Here is a 24274-nt window from a genome sequence, read left to right as displayed (position 1 = left end):
AAGCAGAGAGACAGTCTATTTATAGTGGACGGCTAATCACACACAGATTTCCGCTTAGGAGACTCTAACGATGGAAGCGAACGCAGGGAGGCCAGGAGGCCCATCCCAGAAGGAACGGAAGCCAGCGAAGGGCGGTCTCCGGTCCCGGCTCAAGGACAGTTGGCTGGGCAGGAACTGGGGCACCGTGCTCATCCTGGTGGCTGTGATTTTTATCGCATTCTTTGTGCGCAGCTACTTCGGATACTCCACATCGGTGGACAATGGCTTCCTACTCGGAGGAGGTTCAGACTCATACTACCACTTGCGCGTTATCGAGCACGTCGAGAGTACAGGTGAGCATCTGGTCCATGATCCCCTCCTGAACTACCCGATGGGCATCAGGAACATGAGGCCTCCACTGTACGACTGGTCGGTAGCAGTCACTAGCATGTTCCTGTCAGGGGTATCGGGAGCCTCGCTCTCGGACATGACAGGCTACACTCTGGTCCTCTCCGCTCCGTTCTGGGGCGCGCTGACCATCGTCCCGCTTTACATGATCACCCGGGCCGCCTTCGGCAACCGGGCCGGACTGCTAGCATCATTGCTATTCGCCCTGATGCCTGGCAACATCGCAAGGAGCGTGATCGCGGACGCCGACCACGACGCCATGATCCTGTTCTTCGTGGTGTTCTCGCTATACTTCCTGTTCCGTGCCCTGGTCACCATTAATGGTACCAAATGGGTCACCGACTGGAAGGATAGAAAGACCATACGCCCAGGGATACGTAACTATCTGGACACCAACAAAAGATCGCTGATATATGCGATGTTGGGAGGAGTGTGCTTGGCCGCTATCGCCATGACCTGGACTGGTTATACCTACCTCCTCATCATCGTCCTGGTTTACTTCCTGGTGCAGGTGCTCATAAACCGCTTCCGCAACGTCGACTCCATGGGCGAGTTCTTCATCGTCTTCGCGATGCTGATGACTGCCTTCGTGGTCATGGCTCCTCTCTACTGGCAGATGAACTACTGGAGCCAGTGGTTCGATGTGCCGTTCTATCTGTTCCTCGGGTCGATGATCGTGGGTAGCCTCTTCGTGGTCTCCCGGGACTATCCCTGGACCCTGGTCATCCCGGCCGTCATCGGCCTGATAGCCATTGCCCTGGTGGCGATCTTCTTCGTCGCCCCTAACATCTTCGAGGCCATAGTCACCGGCCAGGGTTACCTGGTCAAGAGCAAGCTGTACTCCACCATATCGGAAGCGCAGGCGCCGACGTTCTCGTACTTGGTCCTGTCTTTCGGCGCGGTCACCTTCTGGCTCGCGATCATAGGTCTGGTGTGGGCAGCGGTCAAGATCCCCAAGAACCCCTCTCCGTACCTGGTGTTCGTGGTCGTATGGATGGGCGTGAGCATTTACATGGCGGCCTCCGCCAGCAGGTTCATGTTCAACGCCTCGCCGGTCTTCGCCATGTCTGCGGGATGGATCCTTGCGCTGATCATCGGCCTGCTCAAGTTCGAGGAGGTCCCCCGGGCCCTCAGCGGGTTCCGGGCCAACCCCTGGACCACGATCAAGAAGGCGATCAAAGTCCGCCACGTCGTCGTGGCGCTGTTCCTCGCCTTCCTGATCATCCTGCCTAACGTCTGGACCTCCCTGGACGCCGGCATACCGTCGGAGACCAAGAAGGACTACGACAAGGAGATCTATAACGCCCTGTCCTGGGCCCTGCACCCCCCCGGTTACGATACCACCAACGGTTCGAACTGGTACCTGGGAGCGTTCACTTATGACCTGCCTCTGCCCACGAGTGCCTACCCGTCGGCATGGTCATGGTTCGCCACCCAGGATAATGATCTGCCGATAGAGGACAGGCCGGCCTACCTGTCATGGTGGGACTACGGTTTCGAGGCGGTCCAGGAGGGTAAGCACCCCACCGTCGCGGACAACTTCCAGGATGGCTACGAGTTCTCTGGTTCATTCCTCATGTCAGAGAACGAGAGCGACGCCGTAGCCTTATTCATAGCCCGGATGCTGGAGGCATCGGACTTCAACGATTCGGTCAAGAGCACCCTCACCGCTCACGGGGTCGATGCGGCGAAGGTCCAGGACATCATGGAGCACCCCGACAACTACATCCAAACAGTCCTCGACAACCCTGAGGTCTACGGTAACTTCACCAGCGACCTCAGTGCGGGTAACGCCAAGTACGCGGCGGCCCGCATCGAGATCAGCAAGATCGGGCTAGACCAGATGGCCAGCCTGTACCATGACCTGAGGGCGGTCACCGGCTATGACATCGGTTACGTCGCCGTGGACTACAGGCTGTTCCCCTTCAACGCCCAGAGCAATAACATCTTCTATGCTCCGGCCAAGCTGAACGACCGCGTCATCGACTCGAAGAGCAACTCTCCGACCGACTACTTCACCATCAAGGCGGTCCTCAGCGACTATTCGGTGAAGGATGTGGCGAACGTGACCTCCAGTGACACGGTCCTGGGATACCAGATCTATTACACCGATCTGTTCTACCAGACCATGCTCTACCGGTCGTTCATGGGCCTGAGTCCCAGCGACGTCGGGGCCACCAGCCAAGGCATCCCCGGCATCTCCGGCTCGATGACCAGCTATGACGCCGAGCCCGGGTACAACCTCACCCATTTCAAGCAGGTGTACCGGACCGCGTACTACAACCCCTACAACTCCGACGAGGTAGCTAACCACTCTAGCGACTGGAAGGCGATCTCGTACGATCAGGCGCTGTACTATCAGGAGCAGATCGACGCCGGCAAGATGAACGGCACGGTGGACAAGTCCGCCTACAGCCTGGAGTCCGGAGTCACCTTCCTGCAGTACTACGACGGCGCGCCCCTTAGCGGTAAGGCCACCTCTAGCGACGGGACCCCGCTTTCGGGCATCCACGTCACCGTGGTGGACGAGTACGGCATACCCCACCAGACGGTGGAGACCGCCGCCGACGGGTCCTACAGCGTCCTGCTGCCGTTCGGCAACTGCAGTGTGGTCTTCTCCGCCGGAGACCTCAACGGGGCAACGCTCATCGGTTCTGAACTGGACCGCATGAACTACACCGTCTCCTACGGCCAGGCCATGCGGCTGGAGAGCTTCAGCGCGGACGGCAACGTCGTCCTGCCCGCCTCGATTGTCTCCGGCAAGGTGTTCTGGGACGTCAACGGGGACGGCCGCTTCGGCACCGGGGACGAGGCGATCTCGGGAGCCCAGGTCATCCTGAAGAACAACGGAACCGGGTTCACCGCGACCGAGACCAGTGATGCCAACGGCTCTTACAGCATCATCGCCATCGCCGGCGAGTCCAACGACATGTACGCCACCTACGACGGCCACACCATCGGGCAGACCTCCCTGACCACGGTCGGGGGCCAGAACGCCAACCGCAACATCGCGGTGGAGCCTGCGACGGTCACCGGCACCCTTAGCTTTGTAAGCGGAGGGGCGGCCCAGGGGGTCGGCGTCAGCATCACCGACAGTGCGACCAATAAGGTCACCAATACCACCACCGGATCGGGAGGCACCTTCAGCTTCGACCGCCTTCTGCCCGGCAACTACACTGTCGACACCACCGACTCCAACATCAGCGCTGGGTCGGTGTCGGTAAGCGTGACCGCCGGAAGCACGAAGAGCGTAAGCCTCAACGTGCAGTCGGCGACCCAGGTGAACGGAACGGTCACCCTCGGGGGCGTGGCCCAGGCCAACGTCGCGGTGGGTTTCATATCCGCCTCCAGGGAGCAGTTCACCACCACCGATTCCTCGGGCAAGTATTCCATAACCTTGCCTCAGGACACCTACACTGTGTATGCGCTGACCAGCGTGAGCGGCACGGACCAGGTGGCGATGGTGCCTCTTACCGCCAACAGCAATACTGCGACCGTGGACCTCGCCCTCTCGGCCGGCTCGGTGATCACCGGAACGGTCAAGAACGGAGGCACTGCGATCGGTTCGGCCGATGTAGTGTATACTCGTCAGTCGGACGGCGCCTTCGTCACCGCGACCACCAACTCGTCGGGCGCCTACCGCCTGGTGCTGCCCACCGGGGACTACTTCGTCTACGCCTCAGGGGCCAGCAAGGCCTTCTGGAACACCGTGTCGGTCACCGGCACGGCGACCCAGGACCTGTCCCTGGCCGATTCCGTGTATGTCTCCGGCAAGACCTGGTACGACACCAACGGCAACGGGGTGATGGATTCCAGCGAAGGCATCTCCGGCGTCGTGCTCAACGTCCGCTCGACTACCACGTCCAGCCAGACCGTGAGCTTTGTGTCCGGGAGCTCGGGCAGCTATAACCTCACCCTGCCCAAGGGCAACAACTACCAGGTGAGCGCCTCGCTGACCGGCTACCAGTCATGGTCGAAGAGCTACGAGCCGCTGAACTCGGCAACCACCGAGAATATCGAGATGGTGGCCGACAGCCGCACCGTCACCGGAACCGTGACTTCCGGCGGCACCGCCCTGAGCGGTGTCACCGTTAAGTTCACGCCCAATGGCGGCGGGGCCGTGGCCGCGACCGCCACCACCGACGGGTCAGGCGGGTTCAGCGTAAGCCTCAGCCCCGGCACTTACTCGATGATCATCGACCAGAACATAACCTCCGGCGACGACTCGAGGAAGTACCAGGCCTCGCAATCCCTGACCGTGGAGGTCGGCAAGAACCCCCAGGCCCAGTCGATCGCGGTCACCGAGCGGGTGAAGGCGACCATCAGCATCAGCATGGGCTCGGCGACCAGCGGGTCGGTGCGCTTCATCGGTCCGCAGAACCTGACCGCTGACGCGGCTTCCACCATCACCGAGTACCTGGTGCCCGGGACCTATACGATATATACCTCGTTGACGGACGGCAGCGCACACTACGCCGACCTGAGGTCCGCGGCCATCGCCGCCGGGTCCCCGATCAGCATATCGCCCCAGTACGCTCCGGCCTTCACCGGGCAGCTGCAATACAGCGGCAGCGACCTGAGCATCCCGGCCAACATCACCGTGAGCTCGGGTGCGGCTAGCATGACCTTGAACGCCAACAGCCAGGGTTCGTTCACCACCTATCTGCCCAATGGCACCTATGCCATAGGTGCAAACTATCACACCAAGACCACGGTGGACGACAAGGCCAGGTATGTGGTGTACACCGCGTCCCAGAATGTGACGGTCGGCGGGACCACCGAGGCCAACATCGGCCTCAATCGGGCGCTGGACAACGCCACCGTCAGCGGAACGCTGACCGGGGCGTCGGGCAGCGTCACCTGGACCCTCGTCGGCTTGTCTGGCACGGCCATAAGCACCAATGCCACCTCGGCCGCGGGTTCCTATTCCTTCACCCTGGCGCCTGGCAGCTACAGCGCCTATGGGGTGTCCGGTTCCAGCGTGTATCTCGGAGTCATCACCGTCAACGCCAACCAGGCCACCACCGCCAACCTGACCTTCGAGACCGGCTACACGGTCACGGGGACCGTCAGGTACAACGGCAACGGGGTCAGCGGGGCGAAGGTGACTTTCTCCGACAACGCGCAGGCCACCGCCACCACCGGTGCGGGAGGCAGCTACAGCATCGTGCTTCCCGCCGGCAGCTACAGCGGCTCGGCCTCCTGGGTCAACCAGGAGGTCGCAGGAGTGAATGTTTCCCACACCGGCAGCTTCGAGATCACCGTGCCCTCGGCCACCTCCCAGAACATCGATCTGGTGCGGCAGCTGACCGGCGCGGTGGAGCTGACCTGGGACTCCAGCCAGAAGAAGACCGTGGACGCCGGGCAGACCGTCACCTACGATGTCACCATAACCAACCGGGGCAATGTGGACGACGTCTACCGGCTGAGCACCAACTCCAGCTGGGGCGTGACCTTCTCGGACAATAACATCTCCCTGCCGTGGGGCGCTGGAAGCTCGAAGACTGTGCAGGTGACCATCACCGTGCCCGAGGACGCCAAGGTGACCCACTCGCCGATCGAGATCACGGCGACGTCCCTCAACCACACCGCGGCGGAGGACAGCGTGAGCCTGGATGTCAACGTCAACCCGACCTACAAGGTGTCAGTGTCCCTGGGTTCGGCCCAGGCGGTGGCCAACACGACCATCACCTATCCGTTCCTCGTCAAGAATGAGGGAAATGCCCAGGACACCTACAACTTCACCATCGCCAACCTTGATCAGCTGGCGGTGCAGGGTTGGACCGCCAAGATATCTGGCGTAGATACCGACTATCGGTCGCTCACCGTCTCCGCTGGCAGCAGCCAGACGGTGACCGTCATCCTGACCCGGTCCTCGGATTCGCCCGACCTCAACGCCTCGGTGCGGGTCAACGTGGCCTCTACCAACGCCACCGCCTCGAGCGAGCAGTCGATCCAGAAGACCTCGCTCGGGGTCGGTGACGGCGATCTCACGGCCAGCGGTGACAACATATCCATGGGTACCCCGCAGGTACCGGCGGGCACCTGGGCCCTGGTGGTCCTGGTGGCTGTGCTTGGTGTCGTGTTCGTGGTCCTCAGGGTCAACAAGGGGGTGTTCGGACGCCGAAGAAAGAGATGATCGCGATCGCAGCGGCCACGGCGCTGCTGCTGGTGTCCTGCCTCGCCGCCTTCCCGGCGGCGGTGGCGGCGGAGACGAACAGCTATAGCGTGAGCTTCGACGGGAGCGTCCAATACCTCGCGCCCAACGAGACCGGGACGGTCCTCGTCCATGTGTCGACCGACCGACCGGCCGGTAACTACACCTGGAACGCCTCGATGAGCGCGGGCTCGGTCACCCCTTCCAAGGGCACTACCGATGCGGAGAGCCTCACCCTTAAGGTGACCGCGGGGACCACCACCGGCGACGCCGTGCTGTCGGTCGGTCTGACCAACGGGACTGTCAGCCAGACGGTGAAGTACACGGTCCACGTGATCAGCCCGGTGGTCATCACCGCCGATGTGAGGAACAACGGCAACGTCACGCTGACCAGCGTCCCGGTGCAGTTCATGGCTGATGGAACGGTGATCAATACGACCACCTTCACCATCCCCGCGAACTCCACCAAGACGCTGACCTACAATTGGACGGCCGGCGGCCTCAGCGACGGTGATCACACCTTGCAGATCGTCCTGGATCCCAATAGCCAGTACGTCAGCTTCCTCGACGGCAGCACCACCTTCTCGTCCACCTTCCACAAGGGCGGGACTCTCTTCGGGATGCTGAACATCCTGCTGGTGATCATCGCTGTGCTCCTGATGGTGGTCATCTTCTTCACCTACATGAACCGGGGGAAGAAGAGGAAGAAGTGAAACCCTTTCCCTATCCTCTTATTTTTTAGCAGCATCCTGTCAACTTTGGGAATATCGTCATATACCCTATGCTCGATAAATCGCCTTGATACACATGGCCGAGAACGTCATCGAGATCGACCAGTCCAATTTTGACTCTACCGTGAAGGCCAACCCCAAGCTAGTGGTGGACTGCTGGGCGGAGTGGTGCGGACCATGCCGGATGATGGGACCGATAATCGACCGGCTGGCCAAAGAGCATGCCGGGAAATACGCGTTCGCCAAGCTCAACGTGGACGAGAGTCCTCAGCTATCGCAGGCTCACCGCATCATGGCGATACCGACGCTGCTGTTCTTCAAGGACGGCCAGGTGGTCGATCAGATAGTCGGCCTGGTCCCGAAGGAAGAGATCGAAGAGGTCATGCGCAAGAAGCTATGATCATAGCTTCCGGGACAGCTCGTCGAGCTTGCTCTGCAGGCGGGACGAGTACACCGCCACGGCGATGTCCCCGCGGGTCTTTTCCACCAGCGAGCGGGCGATGTCCTGCTTCCTCCTGATCGGAATGAGGGCATCGGGGAAGTCGAAGCGCATGATGACCAGGAACATCTCCTCCATCATGTCCAGGAAGATGGTGGCCCGTTCGACGTCCCCCTCCCTGAGCATCTCCAGGGCGAACCGGCGGAGTTCGCCGATGGCGTCAGCCATGCCCAGCATGTAGGCGTTGCCGGTGATGCCCATGTCGTCGGGGTCCGGCAGCTCCTCGTCGCGGACCAGCGCCAGTAGGATCGCGGCCTCCGCCAGCTCCTGCAACGCACCCTCTACCAGCCCGGACTCCCAGATCTCTGGATAGTCCTCGAGCAGCGAGCGGAGGCGATGGGCCTCGTCGATGGCCTCGTGCATCAGGGGCTTCACCTCCTCGCCCTTGTGGATGAGGTGGACGATGCTGCCCGAGAGGCGGTTCACGGCCCGCGAGGACTTGATGGCTACTTCCCGCACCTGGTCCTTCTCCTCCAGTCTGGATTCGATGCGCTCGGCGATCTCTTCCAGGTTCTTCATGGTCATATCAAGGCCTCCGTCCTTACATCTATCTTCGCACCTGCTGCATATGCTCGACCCGCTTGCGGACGACCTCCGGCCGCCCGATGTCGTGGCGGACGAACAGCGCGTCCCCGGTGACGTGGGCGAGCGCTTTCTCGCAGGTCCGCTCCGCCGCCTCGATGGTATCATCGATGCCCACCACGCCGACAGCACGGGAAGTCGTCGTCAGGACCTGGCCGTTCTCCTCGCTGACCATGGCATAGTATGCTTTCGCCCCGATCTTGGCGATGGCCTTTTCGTCCACATTCACCACCTTGCCGGCCGCCGGGTCGGTACCGTAACCCCGGGGGACGACATACTTGCACACCGTAGCCTTCCTCAGGAACGAGACCCTGTTCGCCGGTAGGTGCCCGTCGGCGATGCCGGTGCAGATGTCGGTGAACGAGGAAGCGATGATCGACAGCACGTTCATGGCTTCGGGGTCCCCGAACCTCGCGTTGTACTCGATGACCCGCGGCCCGTCCCGGGTGTTCATGAACTGCCCGTAGAGGATGCCTCGGTACTCGCACCCTTCGGCCCTCATGGCCGCCACCGTGCACCGCATGATGTCCAGTGCGCTCTCCCGCTCCCGGGCGGTGACGAACGGGAGGAGGTGGTCTTCCTGAGAATATGCCCCCATTCCCCCGGTGTTCGGTCCTACATCGCCCTCGTAAGCGCGCTTATGGTCCTGAACCAAGGGCATGGGAATGACATCATGGCCGTCACAGAATACTTGCAGGGTGAACTCCTCGCCCACCAGCTTCTCCTCGAGGACGACCCCTCCTCCGCCGATGCGGTGCTCGAATATCTCTTCGAGGTAGCGGATGGTGTCCTGCTTGCTCAGGAGGTGCTCGCCCATGACCTTGACGCCCTTCCCTCCGGTCAGGCCCACGGGCTTCACGACCATCTCCCGGTCGTTTTCCAGGACGAACTTCCTTGCCGAGGCGAGGTCGTCGAAGACCGCGAAATCGATGTTACCCGGCACCTGGTGCCTGCGCATCAGCGCGCGGGTGAAGGACTTGGAGATCTCCAGGCGGGCGGCGGCTTTGCTCGGCCCCACGCATCTTATCCCCTTTGCCTCCAGTGAGTCCACCAGGCCGACCTCCAACGGAGCCTCGGGGCCGATGACCGCCATCTCAACTCCCTTAGACAGGGCGAAATCCACCACCACGGGGACGTCGGTCTCCTTGACCAGCTTAGATTCCTTGGCCAATCTCGCGATGCCAGGGTTGTGGTTCTTCATCGCGGAATAGATGGTCGAGCCGCTGGCAGCTAGGGCTGAGGCGATGGCGTGCTCTCGGCCGCCCCCGCCTACTACAAGGACCTTCATGGACATGCCTCGCAAGGGTAAGGGACGGAGCTAATAATAACTGGTGGTCTCACACCTGGATGTTCAGGGCGCGGAACAGCTCGTCAATGCCATCTCCGGTCTTGGCGCTGGTGCGGTAGAGCTTGGCTCCTTTCTTCACCTTGGCGTAGTCCCGGTCCATGAGCGACGCGTCGATGTCCATGAACGGCAGGAGGTCGACCTTGTTGAGCACGGCGATGTCCGATTCGACAAAGATGCCCGGTTGTTTCCTTACCATGTCATCACCCTCGGTCACGGAGATGACGACCATACGCTGGTCGGTCCCCAGAGGGAAGTCGGCCGGACAGACCAGGTTGCCGACGTTCTCGATGAACAGGAAGTCCAGGCCGTCGAGGTCCAATTTGTCCAGAGCATGGTCGACGAGGTGAGCATCAAGGTGGCACTCCTTGCCGGTGTTGACGTTGACCGCGGCTATGCCTGCTGTCTGGAAGCGGTCGAAGTCGTCCTGGCCAGTGAGGTCGCCGGCGAGGACCGCGACCTTCATGCCTTTCTCCATCATGCGCATCGCCATCTTCTGGATGAGCAGCGTTTTCCCGGATCCGATGGCGCCCATGACGTCCAGGGAGCGGATCCCGTGGTTCCGGAGCCGGTGATGGTTCTCATGCCCGAGCTTACGGTTCTCGGCCAGCACGTCGGCCTCGATGGAGATGTCGGATACCTTATGCACGAGGCGCGAAGAAAGATAGGAAGTAATAACGATTGCCCCGATGCCCATCGCAGGGGGCGAAGGGCCCGGCGCTACAATGTCTGATAGCCTCAAGGTCACGAAGGCAAAGAGAACGGCCCAGGCCCGACTTTGATATGTGATAATAACGAATGATGAAAAGCTCGATAGACCCCTTCATTTCCACTGAAATCATTGGAGATAGATAAAATACTGGCTACGATATTATTTATAGTATCTTTATTGATAACAATAATATCAAATTAAAAATACTTATTATCAATCATGAAAATAATTGGATAAATAGAGGAGGTCATTCCTTGAAATGATCCCGAGGCACGTCTCAAAATCGCTGCAATATGAATAGTGAGTGGATTTACAAACGTCATCTCGGGCGATTGCTTCATGTCGACCATCGCCTGGGAAGAAACGATCGGGCGGCCAGCCAGCGATCTTTGTTGTGTGATAAACTTACATCAATGGTACAGGCCAGATGCCTGATGCTCGCGTCCGATTTGGTGTCTCCAGGACACATGTAGACGATTCCTCATGATCATGGATCAAGCGTGATTTGCGACCCCGTTCAACACCTATGCTAGCCTGCGCCATCTATTATAAATTAAAAGTTGCATCCTGGCCTCGGTGTCTTTACAATGAGCTATTCATCGCGCGTGCGCGATATTCTGGATAAGGTCGGCGCGGCCGAGGGCGACACGCTCCTGGTGAGGAGCGAGGGCCGCGACAGCACCGGCGTCCTCATGCCCCATCACGAGTTCAGTCATCCCGACGTCGTAGTGCTCAAGCTGAAGAACGGGTACAATGTCGGCGTCATGATCACCCCCGCCGCAGAGATCGCGGTAGCAAGCAAGGCGGAGACGCGCGAGAAGCACCCTAAGGCCGCCGCCAACGGCAAGGGGAGGAAGAAGGTCGCCGTGCTGGGCACCGGCGGAACGATCGCCAGCTACGTCGATTACCGCACCGGTGCCGTGCACCCAGCGCTGTCGGCCGGCGACCTCGTGGCCACCGTGCCGGAGATCGCCGACGTGTGCGACGTGCGGTCCGAGGTGCTCTTCTCCATCTTTTCGGAGAACATGAACATGGAGCACTGGCAGCGCATCGCCGAGGTTGCCGCAGACCGTATCAACGATGGTGTGGAGGGATGCATCATTCCTCATGGCACGGATACCATGGGCTATACCGCCGCGGCCCTGTCGTTCATGCTCGACGGTCTCACGAGGCCGGTGGTACTGGTCGGAGCCCAACGTTCCTCGGACCGCCCGTCGTCGGATGCCTACACCAACTTACTCTCCGCCGCCCGGTTCATCATCAACTCCGATGCCGCCGAGGTTGTGGTGCTCATGCACCAGACCTCCTCGGACACCACTGCCGCGGTGCATCGCGGCACGAAGGTGCGCAAGATGCACACTTCCCGCCGGGACGCCTTCCAGAGCATCAATTCCTCGCCCATCGCCCGAGTGGACTTCGAGGGAGGCATAGAATTCTTGGAGCAATACCGCAGGCGGTTGCAGGGAAAGGTCACCCCGCGCACCGAGATGGAGCGAAACGTCGCCCTGCTGTACTTCTACCCGGGCATGAGCCCGACCACCTTCGAGCACGTCTTGAACGATAGTAGGGGAGTGGTGTTCGCCGGCACCGGCCTCGGGCATGTGTCCTCGGACATGGTCAAGGCAATCGGAAAAGCGGTGACAAACGGGACCGCAGTGGTGATGACCTCGCAATGCTTGAACGGAATGGTGAACCTTAACGTGTACGACAACGGCCGGGACCTCGTGACCGCCGGGGTCATCCCGGGCGGGGACATGCTGCCGGAGACGGCCTACATCAAGCTCATGTGGGCTCTGGGGCAGGAGAGCGACGATGCGAAGATCAGGAAGATGATGACCACGGACCTTCGGGGCGAGCTGACCGCAAGGAGGGAGATGGCATGAGCGAGCACGAGCTGACCTGCGGGCTGGAGATCCACCAGCAGCTGGACACCCGGAAGCTGTTCTGCGACTGCCAGACCCTGCTGGTGGAGGACGAGGGCGGGAGCCTGCTTCGCCGCCTGCGGCCGACCCAGTCGGAGCTCGGCGAGATCGACCGCGCTGCCCTGGCGCAGGCAGAGAAGAAGCTCCGGTTCCGGTACCAGGCGCCACACGGATCCTCGTGCCTGGTGGACGCTGACGAAGAGCCTCCGCATGCCGCCAACGCCGACGCGCTGGACATCGTGCTCACCTTCGCCGCGATGCTCGAGGCGAGACCGGTGGACGAGGTCCACTTCATGCGCAAATTGGTCATTGACGGCTCGAACACGACGGGTTTCCAGCGTACCGCCATGATCGCCATGGACGGCAAGCTGGAGGTCAACGGCCGCATGATCTCGGTACCCACTTTCTGTCTGGAGGAGGACGCCGCGCGCAAGGTCGACACCAAGGCCGGTGAGGTCACCTACCGCCTGGACCGCCTGGGCATCCCGCTCATAGAGGTGGCCACGGGACCGGAGCTGCACACCCCCGAGGAAGTGAAGGAGGCGGCCCAGCGCCTGGGCTCTATGATGCGGGCCACCCGCAAGGTCAAGCGGGGCATCGGTACCATCAGGGAGGACGTCAACATCTCTATCCCTGGAGGCGCCAGGGTCGAGATCAAGGGAGTGCAGGAGCTCCGCCTTCTGCCGCTGTACGTGGAGAAGGAGGTCGAGCGCCAGCGCTCGCTACTGCGTATTCGTGACGTCCTCAGGGAGAGGAACGTTACGAAGAAGGAGCCGGAGATCAGGGACTTTTCCGAGATCTTTGCCTCCTGCCCGTCCAAAGTCATCTCCGGGGCGCTCAAGAAGGGCGGCAAGGTCCTGGGGGCTCCCCTGCCTGGCTTTGCCGGACTGCTCCGCTCGCCGGACACCAAGCTACGCCTGGGGGCGGAGATGGCGCAGTACGCGCGGACCAGGGGCGTCGCCGGGATCTTCCACGCCGACGAGCTGCCGGCCTACGGTATCGACCATGGATACGTGGACAAGCTCCGGCAGGCCATGGCTCTAGGCCCCCAGGACGCCTTCGTGCTGTGCGCCGACGAGCCACGACGGGCGGAGGCCGCCCTCAACGCCGCCATCGGCCGGGCATACAACGCGCTGAACGGCGTGCCGGAGGAGACCCGGGACCCGCTGCCCGACGGGTCTACTGCCTACTCCCGTCCCCTGCCGGGGGCGGAGAGGATGTACCCCGAGACCGACGTACCGCCCATCACCATCGAGGCGGCGCGCATGGGCCGCATCAGGTCCAACCTGCCCGAGCTGACCGACGTGCGCATCGCCCGCATCGCGGCGACCTATGGCATCCATCAGCAGCAGGCCCGTCAGATAGTCCACGACGGTTGGGACGATCTGTTCGAGGAGGTCGCGGCCAACCGAGAGCTGGCCGGCACCGCCGCACGAACGCTCCTCTCGACGCTGCCGGAGTTGGAGCGCCAGGGAGTGGACATGGCCAAGCTTGACGAGGCGGCGCTGCGCGAGGTCTTCACCGCCCTGTCGGCAGGGCGCTTCGCTAAGGAGGCGGTCCCCGATCTCCTCGCCCTGAGGGCCAAGGGGAAGAGCGTCGACCAAGCGGTCGAGGAACTGGGCCTGTCCATGGTCTCCTCGGACGAGGCCGCGGCCATCGTCGCCAAGGTGGTCAAGGAACGGGAGGCCTTCGTCCGGGAGAAAGGAAAGGGAGCGGTGGGCCCCCTCATGGGAGTGGTCATGGCCGAGCTCAAGGGAAAGCTGGACGGAAAGGCCGCCAGCGATCTGCTCAGGAAGGAGATCGACAAGCTCCTCTCCTCATGAGGTCCAAACCTTTTTCCGTCCCTTTCTCGAACCTGTTTTTACCTGGCCGCCGTGGTTGTGCCAAACGTTCATCAATGCCCGGTTTTCCTCTTTTTACATCCGCTTGACGCGGTCAGGCGGACGGAAGGTGATAGCTTATGACAAGGGATGTTGCAACGCCACCGGAATACGCGCCCACGACCGTCCATTCGTCCTGGCCCTACGTACTGGCCATGATCGGAGGGATCCTAGTGCTCGTCGAGGGGGTGATCATCGCCGTCGCCGGGCCGCTTATCATGATCATCGGCGGCACCTTCGGGCTGGGAGCCCTTCTATACGGGATCTTCGTGGCGATCCTCGGGCTGATCATGATGGGGCTGGCGGTGGGTCTAAGCCGAACCCCTAACAGTCACGTGGGCTACGGCGCGGGCATAATCATCATCTCGGTGATCGCCCTGGTGCTCGCTGGCGGAGGTTTCGTCATCGGGTCCATCCTGGGCATCATCGGGGGGGCGTGGGCCATAATGAGGCCTTAGGCGAAAGAGCGCCCTCAACGAAGCTCAGAGGGGCACCAGCTCCTCGACCCATAGCTCCTCGTAGAAATACCGGCGAGAGCCCAGGCGGCGCCGCGTGAACGAGTTAAGGGTCTTATCAAGCGCCGGCCTTTCCATTTCCGAAGACAGCAGGAGAACGATCCTTCCTCCCGGCCTCAGGCGAGGTCTGGCCCCTTCCAGGAAGGGTACGAGGACATCCACCCCCTCTTTCCCCCCGGCCCACGCCCTCTCCAGCAACCCCTCCTCCTCCACCGAAAGGTACGGCGGATTGAACACCATGAGGTCGAACGTCCCCGCCACCTCCGAGAAGAGATCGCTCTCCACCACCTCTCCGGGCAAGTTGTTCCTTCCGAGGTTGGCCCGGGTGCACTCCACCGCCCGGGGGTTCACATCCGCCGCGGTCAGGACAGCGCCCTCGGCGGCAAGATGACAGCTGATGAGCCCGGTGCCGCACCCCATCTCCAGCGCTCTCGTGCCAGGAGCGATCTCGACCTCGCCGAGCAGCAGGAAAGTGTCCTCCATGGGAGGATACACGTCCTCGCACTCCTCGATGTCGATCTCCTTCTGATAGCGCACCTTCGACCGCCGCCCCCTTGACGCCTTCCTTCCGCTTAAATCTGAGCCATGGCCTCGGCGATTTATATCGAAACGGTATTAACTCAATTCAGTATACGCCGTCCCCTGATGGAACCCGCGTCCCTGCTGGTCATCGCCATCATCGCCGTCACCCTCGGCCTTGCACTGCTAAAGCGATTCGAGCTTACTCCCCTGCTGGTGCTGGGCAACCTGGGCATATTCTTCGTAACCCTGTTCGCCAACCAGTGGCTCATCTTTCATGAGCTCGCCTTCCAGCCGGCGGACCTGGAAAACGGGACGGCCCTTTACACCCTGTTCACCAGCATGTTCATCCACTTTAACTTCGCCCATGTCATCGGCAACATGCTGTTCCTGTTCTTCCTCGGCTCTCCCCTGGAGGCGCGCATCGGGAAGCGGAGGTTCGCGTTGGTGTACTTCTCCGCGGGCATCGTCGGCTCGCTCCTCGCGGCCATATACTTCATCGTGCTGGGGACCAACCTTTACGTCCTGATGATGGGGGCCTCGGGGGCGATCTCCGGACTGGTCGGAACGCTCCTGGTGCTGTACCCGCGGGATGAGATCCCCATGTTCGTGGGGCCGCTCTTCCTTCCCAAGGTGCCGGTATGGATAGCGGCGTTCAGCTGGTTCATCATCGACGTGCTGCTCGTGTTCGTCACCTCCTCCGAGGTCTCCTGGCAGGCTCACGTGGGCGGGTTCATGGCTGGACTAGTCGTGGGCCTGCTGCTCGGGCGCCAGGTGGAGGAGGCCAAGAGGAAAGAGGAAGCTCCCCGGGACTACTCCAAGCTGGAGGCCCTGGCTACCACCCCTCAGCTGAGAAGTGCCCTCGATCGAATCAAGGATGAGAGCAACGCCGACGTACGCAAGGTGTGGTTGGAATATTTCGCTGAACATTCCCTCTGCCCCGTTTGCGGAGGAAAGATGAAGTACCGAAAAGACCGCTTTGTGTGCCAATGTGGGAAGGAGGTCGAGATATGGTGATGACAGTGGAGGTGGTGTGCGAAGGCTATCTCCGGCGCGAGAACGGCGTGCTCCTGGAAGCACATTCTACTTCCTCGCTCATCGTGGGGGGGTCCCACAACATCCTGGTGGACACCTCGTCCCTCCACCTCCGCAACCGTCTGATCTCCGGCCTGAGGTCCCTAAATCTGGGCCCGCAAGACATTGACATCCTGATCAGCACTCATCTGCACCACGATCACGTGGGCAATAACGATCTCTTCCCCAACGCCATATGGTTCGCCCGGGCCGAGGAGGATCCGGAGCCCTTCTACCGCAAGGTGAGGACCGACCTCGAGCTCATACCCGGGGTCCGGCTGCTCCACACCCCCGGGCATACCAGAGGGTCGATGAGCGTGGAGGTCGAGACCACCGACGGACGGTACGTGATCGCCGGGGACGCCTTCCCGACAAAGGACAACTTCGACAAGTGGGTCGCGCCCCTCATCAAGTACGATGAGGGGGCCGCGTTGAGGAGCATGAAGCGCATCGCCTACCTCGCCGATCATATCGTTCCGGGGCACGGGGCGCCGTTCGCCGCCGACCTCAACGGCCGGCAGCGATAGTTATATTCTACCGTACGGTACATGGTTCCGGTTGGATAAGATGACCGTACCTAACGCGCTCTACCTGGACTGCCCCTCGTGCGGCGAGCATGCCGTCCACGAGGTCCTGAAGGGAAAGATGAGCAAGAAGCAGGACAGTATGGAAGCGACCGTGAAATGCCAGGAGTGCGGCCACACCTACGCCACAGTGGTCCGCGAACCGGAGGTGATCAAGGTGCCCATCATCGTCTCCGAGCAGGGGAACTCCAAGAAGGAGGAGATCGAGCTGGAGGCCGGCGAGCTGCTGAGCCTAAACGACGAGCTGTATCTCGGGGACACCCACCTCCTAGTCACGGGCATCGAATGCGGCGAGAGGCGGGTGGAGAAGTGCGACACCAAGGACATCTCCACCATCTGGGCCAAGAAATTCGATAAAGTCATCGTGAAGATTTCCATCAACAAGCACACGAGGACAATCCCGACGCAGATGGAGGCGATGCCCGACGAGGAGTTCTACGTCGGGGACATGATGACCGTAGGCAAGGAGAAGGTGGTCATCCACAACATCAAATCGAAGGAGGGGACGGTGCGCCGGGGCGGGGTCCCGGCGCGGGACATCGTGAGGATCTACACCAAGGCGGTGCGGACCACAACATACTGAGGGCAGGATGCGCGAGAACGAGCGGAGGGAGCTGGTCTGGAGGCTGAAGGGCAGCGGTTACGTGACCAGCGAGGCCGTTCTCCAGGCGATGGAGAGGGTCCCCCGCCACGAGTTCCTTCCCCCAGGCATGGCCCCTCACGCCTACGAAGATACTCCTCTGCCCATCGGCCAGGGGCAGACCATCTCCGCCCCCCACATGGTGGGCATGATGCTCGAGGCGCTTGACCTCGGGCCGGGCATGAGGGTGCTGGAGATCGGTACCGGTTCGGGGTACCATGCCGCGCTGGTGGCTGAGCTGGTCGGCCCCGAAGGAAGGGTCTACACCATCGAACGAATCGAGGCTTTGGGGAGGAAGGCCCGGGAGACGTTGGAGCGTCTAGGATACGGGGACCGCATCGAGGTCATCATCGCCGACGGCACCAATGGCCTCGAGGAGCACGCACCGTACGACCGCATCTTCGTGGCCGCGGCCGGGCCCAAGGTGCCCGAGCCGCTGAAAGAGCAGCTGGCGGACCATGGCATCCTCATGGTACCAGTGGGCGGGCGCATGGTCCAGGACCTGGTACTGGTCTCAAGATCGGGCGGTAGGTTCTACGAGCGATCGCTCGGCTCGGTGGTATTCGTGCCCCTGATCGGGGAGCATGGCTACGAGGGCAATTGACCGAGGATGGGCCGGAGGACATCACGCAGGTCCTTGGAGCGCAGCACCACATCGGCGCTCCTTTCCACCGTCTCGTCAATGGGGTTGAAGGCGATGGATAAGCCGGAGGCGGAGAACATCGACACGTCGACGTAGCTGTTCCCAATGGCCACGGTTCGCTCTGCCGGCACACCGTACTTCTCCTGGAACCGTTCGAGGGCGAGGCGCTTATTGGTCAGCTCGACCCTCAGAACCCCCTCCCCGGTCAGCCGGCCGCGGTCGTCGCAGGCCAGGGAGTTGGCGATGTGGTCGTCGAACCCGTTCTCCTCGGCGATGCGGCGGGCGGCCATGTCCAGCCCTCCGCTGACGATGACACATCTCATGCCCCGGGAGCGGAGCGTGGAGACGGTCTCCCTGATCCCGGGGATCACCGGCACCGGGCGGAGTATCTCATCGATGTCTCCCAGGCAAAGATCGGTGCGGACGCTCAGCCACTTGCTGATGTCCCGACGCATGAACTCCCGGTCGTCGATCCTCCCTTCGATGTACGCCACCAGCGACGCTTCGTTGTCGACCTTGAAGTGCTCATGCACCCAGGTCCAGGAGCTGGCGTGGTCGACGAGGACGCCATCCATATCGAAAGCGACCAGCCCGTAAGTGGGTTCCATGGTCAGGAGCAGAATCAAAAGGTTATTAATGCCCTTCGGGCATGGTTTCGGCGTGATCGTGATACTGGGCGTGGGGCACGTCTTTGACATCGCGCCCCAGGTGACAAGGATCATCGAGGAGGAGCGGCCCGACGCGGTGGGTGTGGAGCTGGATCAGGGAAGGTACCAGGCGTTGCTGAACCCCGGCGGACGTTCTGACGCCCGCCTCACCTATCGTATGCTGGCCAGGATGCAGAAGCGGTTGGCCCACCAGTACGGCGGGGAGGTCGGGGCGGAGATGCTGGCAGCTACCAAGGCAGCCCAGGGCATCGGGGCGGACGTGTTGCTCATCGACACCGACGCCACCCAGATGTTCCACCGCCTGGGGACGGAGATGCCCCTGCGGGAGAAGGTAAAACTCGGCCTGTCCGCCATAACCTCCCTGTTCATCCGACAAAGCACCGTCGAGCGAGAGTTGGAAAACCTCCAGGAGAACGGGGACCAGTATATGGAGGAGATGGGCGATCAGTTCCCCACCCTCAAGCGGGTGCTGGTAGACGAGCGCAACGCGATCATGGCCAAGCGCATCGACAACGCCGCCTCCCGCTATCCGACCGTCCTGGCTGTGATCGGTGACGGTCATGTCGAGGGCATCATGCGTCTGCTGGACCGCGACGATGTCAGGGTTTATCGCCTCAGGGACATCCGCAAGGGGGGCAAGCCGAGCACCGGCCGGCAGGTCCAATCCAATACCCAGATAGGCTTCCACTTCGACCTGATGCTCCAATAGCATCCTTTTTACCCCGCCCGGGCATTGTGGTCCCGTGCGCGTCACCCTTCTTTCGTACACCCAGGATGCCGAAAGGCTGTGCGCCGCGGCCGCCCACTCCTGCTACTCGGACAAGGGCGCCAGCGAGCTCATGGAGGAGTGGGACGAGGGCAAGAACAAGAGGTGGCTGGGAAGTCCTCTGGCCAGCGGGCACCACTCGGTCATCGAGCATGCGTCCTATTCCTTCTCCATCGAAGGAGCATCCCGAGCTCTCACCCATCAGCTGGTCCGCCATCGTCTGGCGTCCTTCAGCCAGATGTCGCAGCGATATGTGGACATGAAGGATGCCGACTACGTCGTCCCCGCCTCCATAGCTGCCGATCCTGAGCTGGCGGCCCGCTATCGGGCCCTCATGCAGAGCATATGGGAAGAGTACCGCTTCCTTTCAGAGAAGGTCCCGGTGGAGGACGCCCGGTACGTGCTGCCGAACGCCTGCGCCACCAACATCACCGTGACCATGAACGCAAGGGAGCTGTGGCACTTCTTCGAGCTGCGAACCTGTCGCAGGGCCCAAGATGAGATCCGCCAGATGGCCGACGAGATGCTGCGCCTGGTCCGGGAAGCATCCCCCTTTATATTCAAGGACGCCGGCCCGCCCTGCGTCTCTCGGGGGAAGTGCACGGAGGGCAAGATGTCCTGCGGCCGGCCGCGTACCGAACTTAAGCAAGAGTAGTCGCTATCTGTACCGGCGTCGCTCCAGGGTCTGGGCCGATACCCACAGCACGGCGGGAAGGGCGGCGAGGGCCCCCACCGTCGCCAGCAGCAGGATGACGGAATTGGCCGGCATGTAGGGTGGGGCGGTGCCGGTCATCCACAGTCGGATGGTACCGATCCAGGGTACCTCCCCCACCACCTTGCCGATGACCCAGCTCCAGCGGATTGGTTCCTGGACCAGGCTGCCCTGGTCGACGATCCCGTACCTCTGGTCGTTGATCTCCTTCCAGTTATTATCGCCCATGGTGATGAGTCCGCCATGGGGGTCGTCCTGCATGGACACGTAGAGCGAGTGCAGGTCGATGTGGACGGTCACATTGGCATAGCCGATGTCGAAGAGTTCGATCCACTCGGAGAGGCCGTGCCATTCCCGGTCCCCGGCGGGCACCGACCACATCGAGGCCGGCACCTTGGCCAGCTCGGGGATGTCGAACCCCTCAGCAGTGGAGTTGTAGACAAGCTCGCAGATGGCCCGATGAACGATCGGGATATCATCTTCGGGAGCCTGGTAGATCACCACGTCCCCGTACTCTCCGAAGCTCCTATAGTCGTCCTGCAGCGAGCCAAGGTAGGTTCTCACCTTCCCGTTCACGAGGGAGGAGCTAACCACCACCACATCCCCGGTGTCCACGACCCCGATGGCCGAGCTGTTGTCGCTGTGTTGCATGCTCTTCGACTCCACGGCCATGAACGGGGGCCATGTTCCCAGGAGCAGGGCCAGGGTCCCTACGGAGAGCATGAATGCCAGGAAGGTGCAGCCCACCACCAGCAGGGGACGGCGCAGCCCGTCCCAGAACTCCTTGCGCCAGGTCATCCCTCGACCATTGGGAGCGAGCAAGAGATAAAGACTGACTGTCGGCGTTGCGGATTCGATGGGTCGCTCATGCCAGAAAAAGCGTTATATACGGTCTCGACTTAACCCGCTTGTTACTCACAGGTGACTTTCATGGGAAACATTCGCCCTAACTACATCAAGAGGATCGCCCTCGAGCTCGTCCAGAAGTACCCCACGGTTTTCAACGACGACTTCGAGAACAACAAGTTGCTGGTATCCAAGCTCACCAACGTGGAGAGCATCGTCATGCGCAACCGCATTGCCGGCTACGTGACCACCTACTGGCAGCACATGGAGCAGTAAGCTCCTGGTCCTGAGCCTCCTCGCGACCCTTCGCGGGGAGCGCCTAATCATCGCATGCGACCACATGCGATAGCAGCTCATTTTCTTTGAGCAGTTCGGGAGCGCTGTGCGGCCATCGTGTCGGCCGCACTGTTCCGGCTCCGTCGGCAGCTCGATAGATTTTTCTAGCGACAAGTTCTGGCTGGGCCCATGGCCTACGCCCTGGAGGTCTCCTCGCTGTCCCGCACCTTCGCCGGGAAGCATCCCATCGTCGCCCTCGAGAACGTCGATCTGAGGGTCGAGGAGGGGGAACTCTTCGGCCTGCTGGGGCCCAACGGGGCGGGAAAGACCACCTTGATCAAGATCCTGTCCACGCTCCTGCTGCCCACCAAGGGCACGGCCAAAGTGCTGGGGTACGACGTGGCCAGGGATGCAGCGAGGATCCGCCCCCTCATCAACATGGTATCCGGGGGGGAAACCTCTGGCTACGGCCTTCTCACCGTCCGCGAGAACCTGTGGATGTTCTCCCAGTTCTACGGCGTCCCCGGAAACATCGCCACGCGCAGGATCGACGACCTGCTGAAGGCGTTCGGGCTGGAAGATAAGGCCGATGCCAAGGTGCGCACGGTGTCCACCGGCCAGAGGCAGAGGATGAACATCATCAGAGGGTTCGTCACCGATCCCCGGCTGATCTTCCTGGACGAGCCGACGCTGGGCCTCGATGTCACCACCAGCCGGGCCATCCGGGGATATATCCACCAATGGGTCCGCGCCGGCAACAGGCGCACCCTGCTCCTCACCACCCACTACATGCGGGAGGCCGAGGAACTCTGCGACCGAGTGGCCATCATCGACCGGGGCACCATCCTGGCCTGCGATACTCCGGCCGGGCTCAAGCGGAAGATGAACCACGCCTCCACCTTCGTGCTGGACACTACCCCGTTCGACTCCGCTGCGTTCCCATCGATCCGCGGGGTGAAGGGGGTCAGCGCCGAGGATGTCGAGGGCGGGAAGAGGGTCCGCCTGGTGCTGGAGGACGAGTCAGCGATTTCCGACGTGATCTCGGCGGTGGTCGTTCGGGGCGGTAAGATAGTCTCCCTCAACAAGGTCGAGGCCACCTTGGAGGACGTGTTCATCGAGATGGTGGGGAGAGGATTGGGATAGTGAACATCTCGCTGAACCTGCGGGCGGCGGTGGGACGGGCGTACCCCCGGATCATCGGCGCACTCCGAGAGCCGTCCTGGACCTTCTTCGACGTCCTGCTGCCTCTGCTGGGGATAGCTGCCTATATCTTTTACTACCGCGCGTTGGGGGCGGACCCCTCCTTCGAGGGCTTCGTGGTGCTGGGGGGAGCCATGACTGCCTTCTGGCTCAACGTGCTGTGGGGGATGGCCTCGCAGTTCTACTGGGAGAAGGAGACCGGCAATCTGCAGCTGTTCCTCGTCTCCCCGATGTCCCGCATGGCGCTCCTCGCGGGCATGGCCATGGGGGGCATGTTCTCGGCGGGAGTCAGGGCGCTCTCCACGCTGCTGCTGGGAATCATCATCTTCAACGTCCACATGATGATCGCCGACCCCCTGCTCCTGGTGGCGGTGTTCCTGGTGACCCTCGCGGCCATCTACGGCATGGGGATGATGTTCGCCTCCCTCTTCATGCTGTACGGCCGGGACGCCTGGAATATATCCAACCTGCTGCAGGAGCCGATCTATCTGGTCTCAGGATTCTACTTCCCGGTGCGCTCCCTGGGCCCCTGGGTCAGCGCCATCGCCTCCATCATCCCCATTACCTTGGGCCTCGATGCCATGCGTCAGCTGCTGTTCGGAGCTCAGGCCCAGGGCTTCCTGCCGGTGACCACCGAGCTGATGGTCCTGTGCGTGCTGGCCGTGGTCTTCCTGGTCCTGGCCCGCTACGCCCTTAGGTACATGGAGGAGCTGGGGCGGAAGGAGGGGAGGTTGACCCTGAGATGGCAGTGAGCGATCACCTCCGCACCCTCCGCCACGCCACCTGGCTGGGATGGCAGATGGAGTCCAACTGGACCCGGCCGTGGTTGTTCCTCATCTACTCCATCGCCCGCCCCATTGCCGCCACCCTCATCCTGGTGGTGATGTTCCTGGTGGTCAAGCAGGGGGTGGCCACCGACCCCCTGCTGTTCAGCTACACCTACCTGGGCTCGGCGTTCTTCATGTTCGTGGCCCAGGTGATGATGGGTGCCACGATGGTCATCATGGAAGACCGGGAGCACTACCAGACCCTGAGGCAGCTGTACATCGCTCCCATCTCCCTGCGGGTGTACATCATCGGCCGGGCGATGAGCAAGCTCGTCCTTACCTCGATGTCGGTGGTGATCTCCATCGGCTTCGGGATCGTCGTGCTCGGGCTGCCCCTTGACCTCGCGGCGGTCGACTGGCCCCTCTTTACCGCCGCCATGGTCCTGGGGATCGGATGCATCCTAGCCATAGGCATCGCCCTCGCCGGAATCACTTTCCTCACGGCCAAGCACAGCTCGGGTATCAACGAGGGGATCGGCGGGGCCTTCTACCTGTTCTGCGGCACCCTGTTCCCCATCACCGTCCTGCCGGCATGGGGGCAGGCGATCGGGATGGCCATCCCCCTGACCTACTGGCTTGAGCTCGTGCGCCGCTCGCTGTATCCGGGCGGGGGCATGGAGAGCATCGGCGGGCTGGGGCAGTTCTCCTCCCCTACTCTGCTGCTCTTCCTACTGGTCTCCTCGCTGGCGTTTCTGGCAGCGTCCACCCTCATCTTCCGCTTCGCCGACCGACGGGCCCGTCAGGCCGGCAAGGTGGACATGACCACCAGCTACTGACCCGTGGCGAGCA

Annotated in this window: 22 protein-coding genes; 16 read left to right on the top strand and 6 right to left on the bottom strand. The window is 61.9% G+C overall.

Annotated features, from left to right (window positions below; all coding sequences use genetic code 11):
- The first annotated feature begins 70 nt into the window (after positions 1 to 70).
- From SA339_12315 to trxA, 3 genes are all read left to right on the top strand, one after another.
- Complete coding sequence (locus tag SA339_12315) at positions 71 to 6526, top strand: STT3 domain-containing protein (protein MDW5563997.1); 6456 nt, start codon at positions 71 to 73, stop codon at positions 6524 to 6526.
- Positions 6523 to 7257, top strand: coding sequence for a CARDB domain-containing protein (locus SA339_12310; protein ID MDW5563996.1), 735 nt, complete (start codon positions 6523 to 6525; stop codon positions 7255 to 7257). Before SA339_12315 ends, SA339_12310 begins: the two co-directional genes overlap by 4 nt.
- A 94-nt stretch (positions 7258 to 7351) precedes the next feature.
- Positions 7352 to 7675: a thioredoxin gene (trxA, locus tag SA339_12305; protein ID MDW5563995.1), complete on the top strand. Its 324-nt coding sequence runs from the start codon at positions 7352 to 7354 to the stop codon at positions 7673 to 7675.
- Here trxA and SA339_12300 read toward each other — a convergent pair whose 3' ends face one another.
- Genes SA339_12300 through hypB form a run of 3 tightly spaced genes read right to left on the bottom strand, consistent with a single transcriptional unit; the run spans position 7676 to position 10350 of the window.
- On the bottom strand, positions 7676 to 8299 hold the full coding sequence (locus SA339_12300; protein MDW5563994.1) for a hypothetical protein: 624 nt from the start codon (positions 8297 to 8299) through the stop codon (positions 7676 to 7678).
- 22 nt (positions 8300 to 8321) lie between these two features.
- Positions 8322 to 9644 (bottom strand): phosphoribosylamine--glycine ligase, encoded by a 1323-nt coding sequence (gene purD / locus SA339_12295; protein ID MDW5563993.1) that lies wholly within the window; start codon positions 9642 to 9644, stop codon positions 8322 to 8324.
- Between the two features lie 49 nt (positions 9645 to 9693).
- Complete coding sequence (gene hypB, locus SA339_12290; GenBank protein MDW5563992.1) at positions 9694 to 10350, bottom strand: hydrogenase nickel incorporation protein HypB; 657 nt, start codon at positions 10348 to 10350, stop codon at positions 9694 to 9696.
- Between the two features lie 650 nt (positions 10351 to 11000).
- Between hypB and gatD the strand changes: the two genes are divergently transcribed.
- From gatD to SA339_12275, 3 genes are all read left to right on the top strand, one after another.
- Positions 11001 to 12296: a Glu-tRNA(Gln) amidotransferase subunit GatD gene (gene gatD / locus SA339_12285; GenBank protein MDW5563991.1), complete on the top strand. Its 1296-nt coding sequence runs from the start codon at positions 11001 to 11003 to the stop codon at positions 12294 to 12296.
- Entirely contained in the window at positions 12293 to 14158 is a 1866-nt protein-coding gene (gene gatE, locus SA339_12280; protein MDW5563990.1) for a Glu-tRNA(Gln) amidotransferase subunit GatE, read from the top strand. The genes gatD and gatE overlap by 4 nt, the downstream gene beginning before the upstream one ends.
- A 137-nt stretch (positions 14159 to 14295) precedes the next feature.
- A complete protein-coding gene (locus tag SA339_12275; protein ID MDW5563989.1) occupies positions 14296 to 14673 on the top strand; it encodes a hypothetical protein in 378 nt (125 codons plus the stop codon).
- Between the two features lie 24 nt (positions 14674 to 14697).
- Here the strand turns inward: SA339_12275 and SA339_12270 are convergent, their stop codons facing one another.
- Positions 14698 to 15267: a HemK2/MTQ2 family protein methyltransferase gene (locus SA339_12270; GenBank protein MDW5563988.1), complete on the bottom strand. Its 570-nt coding sequence runs from the start codon at positions 15265 to 15267 to the stop codon at positions 14698 to 14700.
- A gap of 108 nt (positions 15268 to 15375) precedes the next feature.
- Between SA339_12270 and SA339_12265 the strand changes: the two genes are divergently transcribed.
- From SA339_12265 to SA339_12250, 4 genes are read left to right on the top strand one after another with little or no spacing between them, the layout of a single operon-like run.
- The gene (locus SA339_12265; GenBank protein ID MDW5563987.1) at positions 15376 to 16266 is read left to right on the top strand and encodes a rhomboid family intramembrane serine protease; all 891 of its coding nucleotides are present in this window, start codon (positions 15376 to 15378) and stop codon (positions 16264 to 16266) included.
- Positions 16260 to 16850 (top strand): MBL fold metallo-hydrolase, encoded by a 591-nt coding sequence (locus SA339_12260; GenBank protein MDW5563986.1) that lies wholly within the window; start codon positions 16260 to 16262, stop codon positions 16848 to 16850. Before SA339_12265 ends, SA339_12260 begins: the two co-directional genes overlap by 7 nt.
- A gap of 40 nt (positions 16851 to 16890) precedes the next feature.
- Positions 16891 to 17490: an HVO_0476 family zinc finger protein gene (locus SA339_12255; GenBank protein MDW5563985.1), complete on the top strand. Its 600-nt coding sequence runs from the start codon at positions 16891 to 16893 to the stop codon at positions 17488 to 17490.
- A 7-nt stretch (positions 17491 to 17497) separates the two neighbouring features.
- Positions 17498 to 18151 (top strand): protein-L-isoaspartate(D-aspartate) O-methyltransferase, encoded by a 654-nt coding sequence (locus SA339_12250; GenBank protein ID MDW5563984.1) that lies wholly within the window; start codon positions 17498 to 17500, stop codon positions 18149 to 18151.
- Here the strand turns inward: SA339_12250 and SA339_12245 are convergent.
- The gene (locus tag SA339_12245) at positions 18136 to 18798 is read right to left on the bottom strand and encodes an HAD-IB family phosphatase (protein ID MDW5563983.1); all 663 of its coding nucleotides are present in this window, start codon (positions 18796 to 18798) and stop codon (positions 18136 to 18138) included. The two genes, SA339_12250 and SA339_12245, sit on opposite strands and share 16 nt — an antisense overlap.
- A gap of 52 nt (positions 18799 to 18850) precedes the next feature.
- Between SA339_12245 and SA339_12240 the strand changes: the two genes are divergently transcribed.
- Positions 18851 to 19567 (top strand): TraB/GumN family protein, encoded by a 717-nt coding sequence (locus SA339_12240; GenBank protein ID MDW5563982.1) that lies wholly within the window; start codon positions 18851 to 18853, stop codon positions 19565 to 19567.
- Between the two features lie 34 nt (positions 19568 to 19601).
- The gene (gene thyX / locus SA339_12235; protein ID MDW5563981.1) at positions 19602 to 20279 is read left to right on the top strand and encodes an FAD-dependent thymidylate synthase; all 678 of its coding nucleotides are present in this window, start codon (positions 19602 to 19604) and stop codon (positions 20277 to 20279) included.
- Between the two features lie 3 nt (positions 20280 to 20282).
- Here the strand turns inward: thyX and SA339_12230 are convergent, their stop codons facing one another.
- A complete protein-coding gene (locus SA339_12230; GenBank protein ID MDW5563980.1) occupies positions 20283 to 21134 on the bottom strand; it encodes a hypothetical protein in 852 nt (283 codons plus the stop codon).
- Positions 21135 to 21266: 132 nt separating this feature from the next.
- Between SA339_12230 and SA339_12225 the strand changes: the two genes are divergently transcribed.
- The 4 genes from SA339_12225 (at position 21267) to SA339_12210 (ending at position 24261) form a co-directional block, all read left to right on the top strand.
- Positions 21267 to 21458, top strand: a complete 192-nt coding sequence (locus SA339_12225) for a 30S ribosomal protein S17e (GenBank protein MDW5563979.1) — start codon at positions 21267 to 21269, stop codon at positions 21456 to 21458.
- Between the two features lie 189 nt (positions 21459 to 21647).
- Entirely contained in the window at positions 21648 to 22601 is a 954-nt protein-coding gene (locus SA339_12220) for an ABC transporter ATP-binding protein (GenBank protein ID MDW5563978.1), read from the top strand.
- A complete protein-coding gene (locus SA339_12215; GenBank protein ID MDW5563977.1) occupies positions 22601 to 23410 on the top strand; it encodes an ABC transporter permease in 810 nt (269 codons plus the stop codon). The genes SA339_12220 and SA339_12215 overlap by 1 nt, the downstream gene beginning before the upstream one ends.
- On the top strand, positions 23401 to 24261 hold the full coding sequence (locus SA339_12210) for an ABC transporter permease (protein MDW5563976.1): 861 nt from the start codon (positions 23401 to 23403) through the stop codon (positions 24259 to 24261). Before SA339_12215 ends, SA339_12210 begins: the two co-directional genes overlap by 10 nt.
- Positions 24262 to 24274 lie beyond the last annotated feature (13 nt).

Origin of the sequence: Methanomassiliicoccus sp. (assembly GCA_033485155.1) — an archaeon.
GTDB lineage: Archaea > Thermoplasmatota > Thermoplasmata > Methanomassiliicoccales > Methanomassiliicoccaceae > UBA6.
The sequence above is the reverse complement of the archived record's forward strand: the minus strand, read 5'-3'. Positions and strand labels throughout refer to the sequence as shown.

Coding starts and splice junctions, on each gene's coding strand:
- SA339_12275 (MDW5563989.1), top strand. CDS start 14,296: ATGACAAGGGATGTTGCAACGCCACCGGAATACGCGCCCACGACCGTC.
- gatE (MDW5563990.1), top strand. CDS start 12,293: ATGAGCGAGCACGAGCTGACCTGCGGGCTGGAGATCCACCAGCAGCTG.
- SA339_12210 (MDW5563976.1), top strand. CDS start 23,401: ATGGCAGTGAGCGATCACCTCCGCACCCTCCGCCACGCCACCTGGCTG.
- SA339_12230 (MDW5563980.1), bottom strand. CDS start 21,134: ATGACCTGGCGCAAGGAGTTCTGGGACGGGCTGCGCCGTCCCCTGCTG.
- SA339_12315 (MDW5563997.1), top strand. CDS start 71: ATGGAAGCGAACGCAGGGAGGCCAGGAGGCCCATCCCAGAAGGAACGG.
- SA339_12225 (MDW5563979.1), top strand. CDS start 21,267: ATGGGAAACATTCGCCCTAACTACATCAAGAGGATCGCCCTCGAGCTC.
- purD (MDW5563993.1), bottom strand. CDS start 9,644: ATGAAGGTCCTTGTAGTAGGCGGGGGCGGCCGAGAGCACGCCATCGCC.
- SA339_12300 (MDW5563994.1), bottom strand. CDS start 8,299: ATGACCATGAAGAACCTGGAAGAGATCGCCGAGCGCATCGAATCCAGA.
- SA339_12265 (MDW5563987.1), top strand. CDS start 15,376: ATGGAACCCGCGTCCCTGCTGGTCATCGCCATCATCGCCGTCACCCTC.
- SA339_12220 (MDW5563978.1), top strand. CDS start 21,648: ATGGCCTACGCCCTGGAGGTCTCCTCGCTGTCCCGCACCTTCGCCGGG.
- gatD (MDW5563991.1), top strand. CDS start 11,001: ATGAGCTATTCATCGCGCGTGCGCGATATTCTGGATAAGGTCGGCGCG.
- SA339_12310 (MDW5563996.1), top strand. CDS start 6,523: ATGATCGCGATCGCAGCGGCCACGGCGCTGCTGCTGGTGTCCTGCCTC.
- SA339_12260 (MDW5563986.1), top strand. CDS start 16,260: ATGGTGATGACAGTGGAGGTGGTGTGCGAAGGCTATCTCCGGCGCGAG.
- SA339_12250 (MDW5563984.1), top strand. CDS start 17,498: ATGCGCGAGAACGAGCGGAGGGAGCTGGTCTGGAGGCTGAAGGGCAGC.
- SA339_12255 (MDW5563985.1), top strand. CDS start 16,891: ATGACCGTACCTAACGCGCTCTACCTGGACTGCCCCTCGTGCGGCGAG.
- SA339_12245 (MDW5563983.1), bottom strand. CDS start 18,798: ATGGAACCCACTTACGGGCTGGTCGCTTTCGATATGGATGGCGTCCTC.
- trxA (MDW5563995.1), top strand. CDS start 7,352: ATGGCCGAGAACGTCATCGAGATCGACCAGTCCAATTTTGACTCTACC.